Annotated in this window: 10 protein-coding genes; 5 read left to right on the top strand and 5 right to left on the bottom strand. The window is 36.7% G+C overall.

Going from position 1 to position 14,989, the window contains the following annotated elements; genetic code table 11:
- Positions 1-26: 26 nt before the first annotated feature.
- The 4 genes from VHP32_08365 to VHP32_08350 form a co-directional block, all read right to left on the bottom strand.
- The gene (locus VHP32_08365) at positions 27-2,891 is read right to left on the bottom strand and encodes a TonB-dependent receptor (protein HEX2787904.1); all 2,865 of its coding nucleotides are present in this window, start codon (positions 2,889-2,891) and stop codon (positions 27-29) included.
- 25 nt (positions 2,892-2,916) lie between these two features.
- Positions 2,917-4,329, bottom strand: coding sequence for a hypothetical protein (locus tag VHP32_08360; GenBank protein HEX2787903.1), 1,413 nt, complete (start codon positions 4,327-4,329; stop codon positions 2,917-2,919).
- A gap of 57 nt (positions 4,330-4,386) precedes the next feature.
- Positions 4,387-6,672 carry a T9SS type A sorting domain-containing protein gene (locus tag VHP32_08355; GenBank protein ID HEX2787902.1) on the bottom strand — a complete coding sequence of 762 codons (2,286 nt, stop codon included), beginning with the start codon at positions 6,670-6,672 and terminating at the stop codon, positions 4,387-4,389.
- Between the two features lie 71 nt (positions 6,673-6,743).
- A complete protein-coding gene (locus VHP32_08350) occupies positions 6,744-8,849 on the bottom strand; it encodes a hypothetical protein (GenBank protein ID HEX2787901.1) in 2,106 nt (701 codons plus the stop codon).
- Between the two features lie 235 nt (positions 8,850-9,084).
- Between VHP32_08350 and VHP32_08345 the strand changes: the two genes are divergently transcribed.
- A complete protein-coding gene (locus VHP32_08345) occupies positions 9,085-10,035 on the top strand; it encodes a TerC family protein (protein ID HEX2787900.1) in 951 nt (316 codons plus the stop codon).
- Between the two features lie 79 nt (positions 10,036-10,114).
- Here VHP32_08345 and VHP32_08340 read toward each other — a convergent pair whose 3' ends face one another.
- Positions 10,115-10,912, bottom strand: coding sequence for a T9SS type A sorting domain-containing protein (locus tag VHP32_08340; protein ID HEX2787899.1), 798 nt, complete (start codon positions 10,910-10,912; stop codon positions 10,115-10,117).
- A gap of 237 nt (positions 10,913-11,149) precedes the next feature.
- On the opposite strand from VHP32_08340, the gene VHP32_08335 reads away from it, so the two are divergent.
- The 4 genes from VHP32_08335 (at position 11,150) to VHP32_08320 (ending at position 14,947) form a co-directional block, all read left to right on the top strand.
- Positions 11,150-12,916, top strand: coding sequence for a sodium:solute symporter family protein (locus tag VHP32_08335; protein HEX2787898.1), 1,767 nt, complete (start codon positions 11,150-11,152; stop codon positions 12,914-12,916).
- A gap of 3 nt (positions 12,917-12,919) precedes the next feature.
- Entirely contained in the window at positions 12,920-13,786 is an 867-nt protein-coding gene (locus tag VHP32_08330; GenBank protein ID HEX2787897.1) for a permease-like cell division protein FtsX, read from the top strand.
- Between the two features lie 9 nt (positions 13,787-13,795).
- The gene (bcp, locus tag VHP32_08325; protein ID HEX2787896.1) at positions 13,796-14,248 is read left to right on the top strand and encodes a thioredoxin-dependent thiol peroxidase; all 453 of its coding nucleotides are present in this window, start codon (positions 13,796-13,798) and stop codon (positions 14,246-14,248) included.
- 78 nt (positions 14,249-14,326) lie between these two features.
- The gene (locus VHP32_08320) at positions 14,327-14,947 is read left to right on the top strand and encodes an aquaporin (GenBank protein ID HEX2787895.1); all 621 of its coding nucleotides are present in this window, start codon (positions 14,327-14,329) and stop codon (positions 14,945-14,947) included.
- Positions 14,948-14,989 lie beyond the last annotated feature (42 nt).

Here is a 14,989-nt window from a genome sequence, read left to right as displayed (position 1 = left end):
AATTTAAGTTAAATATACCTATAGTTTTATATTTTTAATGACAAGCCAAATAAAATCTGTCTTGGCGGTGAAAATCTTGCCGGACTAAAAGGATACGGCTCTAAAGGTGCCTGTAAATCCGGGTATAAAGGGTCATTCCAGCTGTTGGGAGTTGGGTCGCCGAACTCATATGCACTTCCAGTTACCGGGTCTATAATATCCGAATTCCTGTTATTAAAAAGATTTAAAATTGATATTGTGAATGCTGCTTCCGTGTTTAAGAATGTAAAATACTTTTCAAAATCCAAATCCATATAGAACCAGTTTGCAGCAACTTTGCCATTTACATTGTCAAAATCAGGAGTGAATTCAGGTCTGCCGTTTTCAAGTGTCCCGGTTCTGACTTGCTGAGTATACCTTTTGCCTGACTGGAAGAAAATTCTGGATTTAATGTTAATGTCATCAAGGATTCCAGGAGCAAACCCAAATAATGGTTTATTTTTTTCTATGTGAAAATACAGGTTCGCGCTTGCCTGCAAAGGTCTGTCCCAGCTAAGAAAATTTTCTGTGATTGTTTCCTGAGCGCCTCTTGTGATTACAAGATAGCCCTGATCAGCTCCTGAGCTTTTACCTGTTGCTACAGAATATGTGAAATTAAATTTACTGCTGAACCATTTACCAATTCGTTTTTTGTATTCAACTTCAATGCCTCGCGTTCTTGCATAGTCCTGATTGAAATAAGAAATAAACGACTGCCCTATTAATCTTCCGCTGTTAATTCTTATGCTTCTGGTCGCAACGTAATCATAAATATTTTTGTAATATGCCGTGATGGTAAGAACATCATCATTTGAAAACTGATTTCTAATCCCGAGCTCATACGATACTGTTGTTTCAGGATTTAGATTTGGATTTCCGAACCTCTGGAAAGTTGACTTCGCGGTTTGCGGATTGAGCTTAGCATAAATAAACTGCGGCTTCGGACGTTTTGAAAAATGTCCGTAAGAAAAAAATAAAGTCTGGTTATCCGTTATCGGATGCGAAATACCGACACGCGGCGATATTCTTCCTTTCCATCTTTGACCAAATAAACCATAAGTGTCTTCCATATATGCTTTTCGGACATCATCCGGAATCGTAACAACTTCAGGATTATTAACGGCATCATCCACGAATTTACCGGGAAACCAATAATCGAATCGTAAACCGTAATTCAAAATCATTCCCTTAAACGTAAGATTATGCTGTCCGTAAAATGCACCGAACGCAGGATAGACTTTATAAACATCATTATTCAATCCGAATGGTTTTACCCAAGGCTGATAAATATCAATTAACTGCATTTCCTGAAAGCTCGACTCAAAACCTGTTTTTAGCTTGCTTGTAGTTGAAAAATTGTGTGTTAAGTCACCTTTTATGGAATACTCCTCAACAAAATGGTCGTGCCACGTGAAAGGATTGCCAACATCATAAAATCCATCACCGGGAATTATACCCGTATGCGTGCTGTCAATTTCATAATAAACAAAAGGAGGTTTAACAATATCAAACGGTTCTTGATACTCATCCCAGTTTTTCCCGTTTGCATCAGCTCTCATCTTAGTAAAAAATCTGTTAAGCTTTAATTCATAAAGCGTTTTTGCGCTTAAAGTATGCGTCCAGGTAACTGTGTTGAAATTTGTATTCGATGTATATGTTAATGCGCTGTCCAGAATATCCTGAAATAAATATTGATAACCGGGAGACGGTTCAACGTATTCAAGATTTGACTGAAGCGAAGTAGAATTTTGATTTATCGAAACGGATTGATTATAAGAATACGCAAGTTTCATTTGCGGAGTGATGCGGTAAGTGATTTTTCCAAGCCAATACCAGTTATTATCCTGACGCGGAGCAAACCTTGTTCCTCCGAATGTTGATGAATACAGTTGATTTGCTTTTTTACCTGTCGTATTAACATAATATCCGTCAGAAAAGCCCATAAAGAAATTTCCAAAGAAAGTAATTTCACCGGGAATATTCACTCCTAATGATTTCAATAAAAATTTTGAAATTGGCTCAGGTCCGCTGAGGTTCATTTCGAAAATATCGGTGTTAAAACTTGTACCGGAATTTACCGATGACCCAAAATTATCACGCTTATAAGAAATGTAAGTATTATACCGTTCATATCTTCCCTCTTTCGTTCTGACATTAACCACGCCGCTTGTAGCCTGTCCGTATTCTGCATTATAACCTCCTGTTATAACCTCGACTTCTTCGAGTGAATTAGCGGACATTTGTAAACCAAATCCCGTTCCTGAAAGCGGGTCCTGGACAGATACACCATCGAGTAAGTATGAGTTTTCATAGCTTCTTCCGCCGCGAATAAAAATTTCATTGTCGCTTTTTACTACTCCTGCTTGTTGAGTTACAATGTCCTTAACATCTGTTACAATTGATTTAGTAATATCATCACTTGTTACAATATGCTTACTTGAAGTTTCTTCAATATCAAGTAAAGGTCGGTCACCAATGACAACAATTTCCTGGTCAACAGAAAATGCAGATGAACTTAATACTATGTTAAACTCTTTTCTTTCTTCCGGCTGAAACTGGATATCCGTGTATTCGACAGTTTTATATTCTATCGCAGAAACTTCAACTGTATATGCGCCAGGACTTATGCCTGTAATTTCATAAAATCCTTCATAATCGGAAACTCCTCCGAAATATGTTCCTTTAAGTTTTATTGTAACACCCTCAAGATAAATTCCTGATGAATCCGAAACTCTTCCATACATCGTTGCAAGTTGAGTGGAATCAGTTTGAGCAAATGAAAAATTAGTTATGAAAAATAAGATAGTTACGAATAAAAAAATTAACACACCCCGTCGCTGTGCGACACCCCTCTCAAGAGGGGAATTTTTCATTCGTGTAAAAGTTATATTTAAAATTTTAATATCCAAATTCCTGAATAAATATTCTTCTGAATAATGCTTTTGAGTTTTCCGGATTGCTGTTAAAATTAAAAACGGGGATTGACATATAAATTACTTTCGGATTTACGGCAACATCTTTTATTGCAACTGTAATTGTATCAAAGCATCCGCTTCCATGATAAAGTTTATAAACCACCGGTATATTTTTCTGAACTTTAATACCTTTTACATATAATGTCGGTGAGCTAGGTCCTATTATAGGATAAGATTTATCAATATTATATAAATCTCTTGCTCCTGAAGTATAAAATGGAATGGTGCAGAAGGTAAAACTATCAATAGGAACAAAATTATAAATGCTATCAAAAGGAACTATAAATGAAGTATTAAACCCCGATGAAAAAAAGACTTTACCACCACTTTGAAGATAAAATGGTAATTGCTCAGATAAATATTGATTTGCCGCTCGAGCATTTCCTGAGCCTGCCGACCACATTACTATCTCAAACAATTTTAATGTCTCTATAAACATAGGATTAACAATTTTTGGTACCAAAGCGCCATTGCGTGATCTTATGTCGAGAACATCATATTTAATTGTATCAAAGGCGATACCATAATAAGGATTTGCATATAAAGTATCAATCGGAGAAACATCTTTTATCAATAAAATCCGAGCTGTGTTCTTTTTAACATACCAATGTGAAGAATCAGACGGAGTTTTAACAATCGGGCTGAATGCTCCTGCCTGGTCCTGCGCTTTCATATAGAGAACGTTTCGGGCATCAAGTGCAAGTCCGCTATCAGCAGTTAATGTCATTATGTTAATGTTGCCATTAATTTTTTTAAAGTTAAGCGTATCGTTTAATGACCAGTAATAATATTTAATGGTTTCTATACCGTCAGGGTCAAAGCCATTCCATTTGAATGTAGCTACCGGAAATGTTGTATCGGGAATACTTGTGCTGGCATCAAAAGACATGGTTGGAGGTGTATTAATTGTTGGGTATAACATTGATGCAGGAGTCGGGTCAACAAGACCTTTGTCATCAACTGCAGCAGCAAAAAAATTAAATGTGCTGTCCTTGCCCTGTATAGACAAAACAAAAGCACTGTCCTGGACAGTAGTGAATGACCAGTTAACTGAATCAAAAGAAATTCTATAACCGACAATAAATCCATCAGCATCATCTCCCCACCAGCTTATGCATCTTAAGGTCGAACCCGGAGCAATAATGCTGTCAGGATATAAAGTGATATGCGTCTGCGGTGGCTGATTCGCAATGGGATTATTTGTTAACTCACTGCAAGAATAATATCCAATGCAAGCAGAGATTATAAACAGAAAGAAAAAAATATTTTTAAAACTTAGTTTCAATGAATGATTGTATTGTGTCATTTTGAGGAGCAAAGCGACGAAGAATCCCATTTTTTTGGGAATTCTTCGCTTCGCTCAGAATGACAAAAATTTTTTATAAACTTTAAACTATTTTATAAGCATCATTCTCTTTGTATCGGAGAATCTTGTGCCGTTTGTTCCGAATGCTTCAAGCTTGTAGAAATAAACTCCGCTTGCAAGTGCAGTTGCATTGAACTCAACTATGTAACTTCCTGCCGGGTTAAATCCATTTACCAATTGCTGCACTTCTCTGCCGAGAATATCATAAATTTTCAAGGTTACGTTTGCAGCGGTCGGCAATGAATAATTAAATCTTGTCGTTGGATTAAACGGATTAGGATAATTTTGTGAAAGCTTATAATTGTTAACAACTTCCGAAATATGGCTTATGCCGACAGGTGTTATCGTTCCGAAATCAGAATTTCTTCTTGGACAGGTTTTGTAATTACTAAATGAGAAATATAAAATTCCCTGAACAAACGATATGCTGTCGTTCTTTGTAAGCAATGTATTCGGCGGTGTGCTTCCAAGACCATTCCAGTTGTTTGAGTATGTTATGTTGCCATCCTGAAGCTCAATTCTTGCTTCAGCATTAGCAGGTTGATATACCAAAATTTCACCAAAGTTTCTTCTGAATGTTGTATCGATAAGCGGTTCCTGAGTTGTGCACGCTATACCCGTAGCGGCATTTATACAGCTTATAACGACAGGTGTATTAAATCTGATAAAGACAGATTCCCATTTTTCAATAGTTGAGTCACCATCCTGTTTGTTGTTCGCAATTTCACCTGTTGTAACATTCTGAACATCAGGCAAAGGATTATTTTGTGACAATACAACAACATTCGATGCCGAAGTAACGTTTATTCTTGTGACGCTGAAGTTTTCCTGAACTGTTCCTTTTACGCGTACTCGGTCTCCTCTTTTAAGCGGGTCAGTTGCATCACCAGAAATCCAGATACCGCTCCATGGACCTGTTCCGTTTTGAATATAAACCCTGCGTGGTGAGGTTTGTGTGCCGCCTGCGCCTGAATAACTGAATGCTCTGATGTCACTTGTATCTGCAGTTACAATTCCCTCAACTCCGCGGACATCGAAGTTTTCATAGGCCGAACGTCCTCCGTTGTTAGGACAATATTGAACGTCCTGTATTGATAATGAATCGCTTGATTTTACAAAGTAAAAAAGTTTTGACTTCGCGCTATCCTGTGGTAAAATTCTCACACCGCCTGAATTATCCTGCGCTCTGAAAATATATTCAACTAAAGAACCCAACGGCTGTTGCGGGATTGTTCCGCTGTATATGTTTCCTGCGGCTCCCATTGTTACGGTTGTATAAGGACCTCTGTTAACTCTATAAAGTAGTTGTGCGCTTGTAATGCTTCCATCATCCGTAATTGAACAAGTTGCCAGAACATTATTTGAAGGAGTCGGTACACCGGGATTTCTTGAAGGGTTTGCAATAATCGGAGGAGTATTTCCCAAACTTAAATCATTCGGATAAATCGGAACGATTGCATAAGGAATCTGAGTTCCAAATGCCCCTTCATTGTTTGCGTTGATAATAACTCCCCGTATATAATTAACGGGCGTTCCGAAACTCGGATGTCTGTAACCGGTATCAAGAGTCTGCGCAGGGTCAGTCGTGAAGAAATTCGAAAAATCTCTCATGTATAATTTATTTCCATTGGCATCAACAATGCTCCATGGTTGTCTGTTTGCAATGCCGGAGGCAACAGTGACGTTTCTTATTTCAACATACATACCTTCATATTTTTCTCCATCGATGTAATTTATCGTTCCGCCGTTCGGATAATCACCGTTTGCAAAATCGGTTATGTTAACAAGTTTAGGAGTAGGTCTTTTTGTTGCTGCTCCGATTGGTGTTACAGTGTAACCAACTGCAGTATCGATGGCAAGCTGAGTTAACCAACCTGAGTTTGACGCAGGTGGCGTTCCTGTTCCCCAAAATTCCTGAACAACACCGCGAACTCTTATAACTTGCCCTGTATCCATTTGATCAAGCAAAGTTGCAGGACCTCTTGTGCCCTGTCTGATGACAAGACCTCCAAATAAGCCGTTAGCAGTGTCCTGAACATAGGCAGTATAACTATTTTGTCCTCTTAAAAGAGTTCTCTGGTCATTATGAGCCGGTGATACTCTTGAAGGAGCAACAATGCGGCATACTATTTCTACAGAGTCATCAATGATGTTTGACCTGTCTCTGCCAAGAGCCAATGAATCCGGTTGTTTGGTTTGGATTGTCTGTATCGGCACGGGAGTAAAAATACCCGAAGATATAAAATTAAAACCCAGAGAATAACCAATAAGTAATGTTATTATTAAAAGTGGTAAATATTTTATGTATTTCATAAGATTATATTTTTAAAATTCCTTTCTGTATAAGATTGGGATTCCCGCCTGCGCAGGAATGACTTCTATCTTTATTTAACTATTAAAAATTTTCCGCGTTTGATGTTGCCGGTTACTACGTCTTTAACCGTGAATAAATAAAGTCCAGTTGCAATTGCCTGTCCTTCCCGTGAAATTAAATCCCATGCATGTTCACCGCCTGCAAATTTTTGTGTTCCATCTGAGTAAGTCTTGAACCATTCAATATCGCTTCCATTATATGATGCTGCGTCATGATCGAGCTTATCAATTAAATCGCCGGATAAAGACCAGATAGAAATTTCACATTTTGATGGAAGATTATAAAAATATATTTTTCTTAAAACTTCTTTTTTTGCACCGCTTCCGTCCCATATTGCGCTTCCATAATATGGGTTGGGATAAACTCCAATTTCTGCATTTTCATTATTGTTTGCAGGAGTTCCTACAACTATTCTTTGTGCATTTGATAAAAGCGAACTTTCAAGCGACTCAAGATTTTGTGCAGAATCACCCTTGTCATAAGCGGTTACGGTATATACATATTGAAAACCATTCAGCTGATTAGGAAAATCAAATTTGTACCAGTATTTTGTAGTATCACCTTCAAACGTCATAGGTGTGTTAAGTTTTATGAATCCGAACCCAGTGTTATTAAAGTAAGAATTATGCGCGCTGTCAAAATCTGCAATAAGATTCAATTGTTCAGTCAGATCACCCGATAGCGTGAGTTCCGAACCGGGATTAGTTCTGTAAATTCTATAACCTTCAAAATCTTTTCTGTTTGAGATAGGGTCAACTGAATTCTCGCCATTGGTTGACCAGTAAAGAGTGACGTTCTGGTTTGCGATGACAGTTTTTAACTTTGGAATATCAGGCGGTGATGGAAGCAGATACCTGTCGAGGAATAAATTCCCATTAACATCTTCACCAGGGTCAAGACGCCCATTTTCATTTCTATCTTCACCATTATAAGCTCTCTGCGCCCAGAAAGCATTGTTATATAAAATTTCTTTCTGGAAATCCGTATCAAGATTCATCGGGTCAGTTCCGTTTTTCTTTGCGCAGATAACTCCAAAAACTATATTAACCGTATCCTGCAAATATCTGAGAGAAAATGCGTTGCCTGAGGTATCTCTGTAAGGACCGTAAGTTACCAGTGTTGAACGGTTACCGGGGTTTTGTCTTAAAAAATTTATTCTGTTTGTATCAATTCTGATACCCGGCGCAAGAAAGCCCTGCATCTTTGAATATCTTTGTGCGTCAGTTGTGGGTGAGAAATAAACGGGGTCAGTTGTATTTCTGAACTGCCATACCGTAAAATTCGTTCTTTGTCTTGTTGCTTCCGTATATGGCTTGGGGTAAGTCCCGAGAAGCTTTATACCGATATAATTATTTGTAAAGCCCGGGTCGCCGTTATAATCAAACTCATATGCCATTCGCAACGTATCAATCCATCCGTCACCGCCTTTGTTATAAAATGATGTTCCGCCCGGTGGGGTAATGTTTGTGTTTCTTACAACACAATCTGTCCACAGACCAAGATACAAACTGTCAATCGGAGCGTTATCGCCGCGATAACCGATGTTGATTATTTTATAGTTTAAGAGAACAAAAAAGTTAGCGTAGTTAAAATCGTATGTATAAGACTGGAGAAGAACTTTCGTCCCCATTGGTGTGTGATTCTGAATTACAACATTGCCGACAGATAAATTGGTATCAAAAAAATCACAAACAAAATCCTGATGAGAAACAGCATCGGGTCTATAGAACGATGACGTAGGTAAGCTTGAACGCTCGAGGATTCCCGAACCTGCAGCGTTTGTGAACTCAAATCCTTCATTACGCGTTGCGGTAGATACGTCAAGGGCACCTGTTGTTACATATAGCTGACCGTTTTTATATCCACCAATCCACAACCCGCCAAGAAACATATTTTCGATTCCTGAACCTTTGGGATATTGACATGAGGGTTGGTTTGGAAAGTTTACAAAACCGTTACCAATGGTTCCGTAATTAGTCACAGTCATTGCAATATTACCGACGTTGGTGAACTTATTATTAACGTCGTCGGTTTTACCATTTTTATCACCGGGTATAAGAAAAGCGCTGAACGATAAAACACAAAAAAGGATGCAGACCGGGTAAAAATATCTCAAGTAAGTGTAATGTTATATTGTTAAATATAGGAACGTAATATTAAGTAAATATTAATTTTAAAGTAACTATAAAATTTGTATATAAAGTAAGAATGAGTTTTGATATTGAAAAATAATTTTAAATTATATTTGAAAATTAAGAAAAACTTTTATTAAAATCCTGTCTGACTTTATAATGAAAAAGTAAAAAAGTAATTTGGATTTCTATTAATTTCACCACTGATAAAATTAATAAATGGATAATCAGACCACTTTCTGGGTAGTTTTTAACGTTTTGGTTGCTTTATTATTGTATCTTGACCTCGGAGTAATCAACCGAAAGTCTCATGTCATTAAAATGAAAGAGGCTCTTCTATGGAGCGTCTTCTGGGTTCTCCTCGCACTTATTTTCAATGTTGGAATTTATCTGTTTTATGAATCACCGCTTGGTTTATCCAAAAATGATGCTGCCTGGCAATTTCTTACGGGTTATGTCATTGAACGTTCATTAAGCATAGATAACATATTTGTCTTTGTGATTCTTTTTGCATATTTCGACGTTCCTGCAAAGTATCAGCACAAAGTCCTATTCTGGGGTATTATCGGAGCGTTAGTATCAAGAGGTATATTTATTTTTGCAGGAGTTGTATTAATTAACAAGTTTGCATTCCTGATTTATGTTCTCGGAGCATTTTTAATTTTTACCGGTGTAAAATTAATGTTTCAGAATGACAGGAAACTTGAACCTGAAAAAAATCCGGTTCTCAGATTGTTTAAGAAATTTTTTAAAGTTACCACTGATTATCACGGTGGAGATTTTTTTGTCCGTTTGAAACACGGGCTTTATGCAACACCGCTTTTTATTGTGCTTATTGTTATTGAAACAACCGACATTATCTTTGCAGTAGATTCAATCCCTGCAATACTTGCTGTAACCCGTGACCCTTTCATTGTTTACAGCTCCAATATCTTTGCGATTCTGGGTCTGCGCGCATTATATTTTGCAATGGCAAACCTGGTTGAGTTGTTTCATTATCTTAATTATGGGTTGTCATTGATACTCGTATTTGTCGGTGTAAAAATGATAATTAATCATTATTACGCTGCACATGTAATTCCCACAGAGTTATCTTTACTCGTAATCCTTATATTACTTGCCTCATCGATAATACTTTCATTAAAATATCCGAAGAAAAAAAAATCATAAAATAAAAGGTATCGAGAAATAATTCCTGATACCTTTTTACTTTATAAATTTATTAACTTTACGAACTTAAAAACTGAGCTTATTTGTTCAGCACCATTTTCTTTACTTCGGAATTTGTACTTGTCTGAAGCTTATAGAAATATATTCCGCTCGAAAGATTAAATCTTGATGCATCAAGAATGATTTCCTGCTCACCCGATTGATAATATTTATTATTTATAAGCTTCGCAATTTCTTTTCCGCTTATATCAAATAACGATAAGTTCACTACATCAGGTTTATAAAGATTGAAGGAAATCTTTGTAACAGGATTGAACGGATTCGGATAATTCTGGTTCAGCTTAAAGTTTGAAACCACGCTTGAGTTGCCCTCGATTCCAACAACCAAGTGAATAACTTTGTTGTCAGCCCAGTTCCAGAAATCATTTTCAGAATGTCCGTCGTGGTCAACAGCATTTCCGTTTGCAAAGATAGTATCTGTAATACCGATTATCGGCGCTTGATACTGGAATGTCCATATTACGGTATCGCTCTGGTCTAATTTAGGAAACTTATGAGTCAGCTCGTATGCCAGGGAAATGTTTGTTGAGTCTCTTTTCAATGTTGTGTCGAGAGGAGATAAAAGAACGTTTCCAAATCTTGCCGATATATCTGTTCCGGCTGCATTCATTCCAAATCTTACGACTCTGACCTGAAATGTTGCGGTTTGTCCGAATACCACTTGTGAAGGTCCGAGTATGGTAACGGATGTTCCCGGTGATGCATCCAGACCATGACATCCGCATCCGAATGTCGGTTCGGTTTTTTTGGTATAACCAACAATACCATCTTCAAATGCTGTCAAGTTAATGTAAAGAATTCCCCCGAAGGACAGCATTAAAAGCCAAATAGTAAATTTTTTAAATCTCATTTTTATTTTTATATTTTAAAGTCATTCCAATTTAAACTCATATAATAATAAATTCCATATAGATTTTTTAACTCTTATTCCGTCAACGCATAAACTTGCTTATAGGTTTTATATTATTATTTAATAATAATTTTCTTACTTTTGTTAAATTTTCATCATTTTATCAATATATCATTATCCTTTCCATAAACCCAAAATGAAAATATGCAAATAATCGACTGGGTTATAATTGTCTTATATTTTCTCATTTCATTAGCAATCGGTTTATACTATTCCAAACGCGCGGGAAAAGATACAGAAAGTTTTTTTCTTTCAGGAAGAAATCTCTCCTGGTGGCTTGCAGGTATCAGCATGGTTGCAACAACTTTTGCAGCTGATACTCCCCTTGCAGTAACTGAACTTGTCGGGCAAAACGGAATTGCAGGCAATTGGTTATGGTGGAACATGCTAATTGGCGGAATGCTTACAGTGTTTTTCTTTGCAAGGTTATGGCGCCGGGCAAACATACTCACGGATATAGAATTTATTGAACTAAGATATTCAGGAAAACTTGCATCTTTCCTCAGAGGATTCAAAGGTATTTATATGGGTGTTGTTATGAATACAATTATCATGGGTTGGGTAAATCTTGCGATGATAAAGATTTTGCTTGGAATGTTTCCGGAATATGTTAATGAATCGAATGTTCTTTTTTATGTTGGCGCTTGTATGTTAATCACAGCAGTTTACTCAGCGCTTTCAGGTTTATGGGGAGTTGCGGTTACTGATGCTTTTCAGTTTTGTCTTGCAATGGCAGGCTGCATCATTCTTGCAATCATAGTTGTTAATGAACCTGCAATTGGAGGAATTTCAGGATTGAAAGCAAAACTTCCTGATTGGGCATTACAATTCACACCGACAATTACATCAGCAGAATCGTCAATAGGCGCAGGCGGAGTGCTGGCATTGACAATATCTTCATTTCTTGCATTCATTGGCATTCAATGGTGGGCTTCATGGTATCCCGGCGCAGAACCGGGAGGCGGGGGTTACATTGCTCAAAGAATGATGAGCGCAAAAGATGAAAAAAATTCTTTGCTTGCAACTTTGTTTTTTCAGATAGCACATTATTGCATAAGACCCTGGCCATGGATTATTGTCGGGCTTTGCGCAATAGTTTTATATCCTGAGCTTTCAATGGCTGACAAAGGAATGGGCTTTGTGAGAGCAATGAATGATTATCTTCCGGCGGGATTAAAAGGGTTGTTGCTTGCGGCATTTTTTGCTGCATATATGTCAACAATTGCAACTCATCTGAACTGGGGAACATCATATTTTGTGAATGATTTTTACAGAAGATTTCTCAAGAAAAATGAAACTGAAAAACATTATGTTTCAGTTTCGAAGATAATGACAATTGTGTTTATGTTTTTGTCAATTATAGTAACGACACAGATGACAAGTATTTCAGGTGTATGGAGCTTTGTTATTGAGTGCGGCGCAGGTCTGGGGCTTGTATTAATACTGCGATGGTATTGGTGGAGAGTAAATGCCGTTAGTGAAATCGTTGCAACAATTACTCCATTTGTGGTTTATAGCATTTTAAAATTCGGTTTCCCCGAGGTTGCATTCCCGACTACGTTATATATAATTGTTCCTGCAACTACAATTGTATGGCTTATAGCAACATTTTTATCGAAACCTGTTGAAGAAAGTAAGCTTATTGAATTTTATAAGAGAGTGCATCCCGGAGGAATCGGCTGGAAGAAAATATCGAATAAGCTTCCTGATGTAAAATCTGATTCCGGATATTTTTATTTAATGCTTGACTGGGCAATGGGAGTAATTCTGGTTTATATGTTTTTATTCGGAATGGGTAAAATTATTTTCGGTGAAATCGGCATGGGCTTATTGTTTATTGCAATTGGTTTAGCCGCAGGATATGTAATTGTCTGGAGCTTTAACAAAATGGGCTGGGAGAAGTTAAAATAAAAAATGAATTTTAAATTTATATTCAGGGAATCGATTCGGGGGTTTAATAATGCAAAACTGTCAACGTTTGCCTCGATTTTAACTATAACGATTTCTTTGGTTCTTATAACCTTATATTACGTTATTTCAATAAGGTCAAACGAAACCATTAAAGCATTAAAAAACAGAGTCGAGCTGGAAGTATTTCTTGTTGATAGTTATTCAACTGAATCTCTTGATTCTCTTCGTGAGAACATAAAACGGACAGGAGGAGTTAAGGTTTTTGATTTTTTCAGCAAAGAAGAAGCATATAAAAAATTTGAGGAAGATTATGGAAAAGAAATGCTTGAAATATTTGAATATAATCCCCTGCCTGCTTCATTCAGAATAAATTTATATGATGAATATAAATCAAAAGACAGGCTTGAAAAGATAAAGGAACAGTTATCCAAAAACCCGATTGTCAGCGACATAATTTATCCTCAAAAAGACGTTGAGTTAATTGAATCAATGTCTTCATCACGATTATTTTATAATCTGGTAATATTAATAATCGTAATTATTGCATCATTGTTTCTCGTTTCAAATACAATACGGCTTGTGATTTTTTCCAAACGAAAGAATATTGAGGTTATGAAATTGCTTGGCTCGACAAGATTTTTCATTCAAGCGCCATTTTTAATCGAAGGCATTATACAGGGATTGCTTGGAAGCGTTTTATTTGTAATTTCTCTTTTGATTTTTAAATCGGTATTTAAGAATACATATTTGGAATCTGTTTTAACTACAAACTACTGGCTCGTTTTTGGCTCCGGTATTCTTCTCGGATTAATCGGAAGCGCAATATCTGTGAGAATGTTTTTTCCAAAAGGCGCAGCGGTAAAAAATTAAAATATATAAATGCTTAAATTTGGTGATAAAGCTCCTGATTTTTCTTTACCTGCCGATGATGGTTCGGTTATCAGTTTAAAAGATTTGAACGGGAAAAAAGTAATTTTATATTTTTATCCGAAGGATGACACATCCGGCTGCACGGCAGAAGCATGTGATTTCAGAGATAACATAAAAACTTTTAAGAAAAAAGATGTGGTTGTTATTGGAGTCAGTAAAGATTCCGTTAAATCCCATGCAAAATTTAAAAAGAAATTTGATTTAAATTTTCCTTTACTATCTGATGAAAGCTTAAGTATGCTTCAGGATTATGGAGTGTGGAAAGAAAAAAGTATGTACGGAAGGAAATATATGGGAATAGTGCGCACAACATTCATTATTAACGAAAAAGGAATTATAGAGAAAATTTTCGATAACGTTAAAGTTCCGAAACATGTCGAAACACTTCTATCTGAAGTTTAGAAAATATTTTTTTCTCTGAATTCATAAAGTGTATATAATATTAAATCAGTATTTAAACCTTAATATAAAGGAGGTGTAATGAACAAATATCTTACAGAATTAGTTGGAACATTTTTCTTAGTCTTAACAATCGGGATGTCGGCAAACCCAATTGCAATTGGTTCAATCTTAATGGTCATGGTCTATATGGGAGGAAACATTTCGGGGGCTCACTATAACCCTGCGGTTACATTGGCAATTTTAATCAGAGGTAAAATTAACGCAAAAGATGCAAGCATATACATGGTGTTTCAGATTATCGGTGCAACAATAGCATCTTTCATTATTCAAAGACATTTCGGCACAATTGGCTTTCCTATGCCGAGCCTTGGAGTATCCTTTATCGGTGCGGTTTTTTATGAAATTGCATTTACATTTGCTCTCGCATTAGTTGTATTAAACGTTGCAACAACCAAAAAAGCTGCAGGTAATTCTTATTATGGTCTTGCAATAGGTTTTACAGTCCTTGCAGGTGCTTATTCTGTCGGTTCTTTATCGGGAGGAGCATTCAACCCAGCGGTTGCATTGGGACCAATGATTGCAGATTTGTTCGGAACAAGACAGTTGCTTTCAAATACCGCAATTTACATTCTTGGACCATTTGTCGGAGCATCAATTGCAGCATTTTTCTTTAAATTCCAGAATCCGGACGAGGAGTAAATTTTTGTTCAATGTCATTTCGAGGAGTGAAACAACAAAGAA

It is taken from the genome of Ignavibacteria bacterium, from assembly GCA_036262055.1.
In the GTDB taxonomy this organism is placed as follows: domain Bacteria; phylum Bacteroidota; class Ignavibacteria; order Tepidaquicellales; family Tepidaquicellaceae; genus DATAJP01.
This window is presented reverse-complemented; position numbering and strand designations above follow the sequence as displayed.

Coding starts and splice junctions, on each gene's coding strand:
- VHP32_08365 (HEX2787904.1), bottom strand. CDS start 2,891: ATGAAAAATTCCCCTCTTGAGAGGGGTGTCGCACAGCGACGGGGTGTG.
- VHP32_08360 (HEX2787903.1), bottom strand. CDS start 4,329: ATGGGATTCTTCGTCGCTTTGCTCCTCAAAATGACACAATACAATCAT.
- VHP32_08355 (HEX2787902.1), bottom strand. CDS start 6,672: ATGAAATACATAAAATATTTACCACTTTTAATAATAACATTACTTATT.
- VHP32_08345 (HEX2787900.1), top strand. CDS start 9,085: ATGGATAATCAGACCACTTTCTGGGTAGTTTTTAACGTTTTGGTTGCT.
- VHP32_08340 (HEX2787899.1), bottom strand. CDS start 10,912: ATGCTGTCCTTCGGGGGAATTCTTTACATTAACTTGACAGCATTTGAA.
- VHP32_08335 (HEX2787898.1), top strand. CDS start 11,150: ATGCAAATAATCGACTGGGTTATAATTGTCTTATATTTTCTCATTTCA.
- VHP32_08330 (HEX2787897.1), top strand. CDS start 12,920: ATGAATTTTAAATTTATATTCAGGGAATCGATTCGGGGGTTTAATAAT.
- bcp (HEX2787896.1), top strand. CDS start 13,796: ATGCTTAAATTTGGTGATAAAGCTCCTGATTTTTCTTTACCTGCCGAT.
- VHP32_08320 (HEX2787895.1), top strand. CDS start 14,327: ATGAACAAATATCTTACAGAATTAGTTGGAACATTTTTCTTAGTCTTA.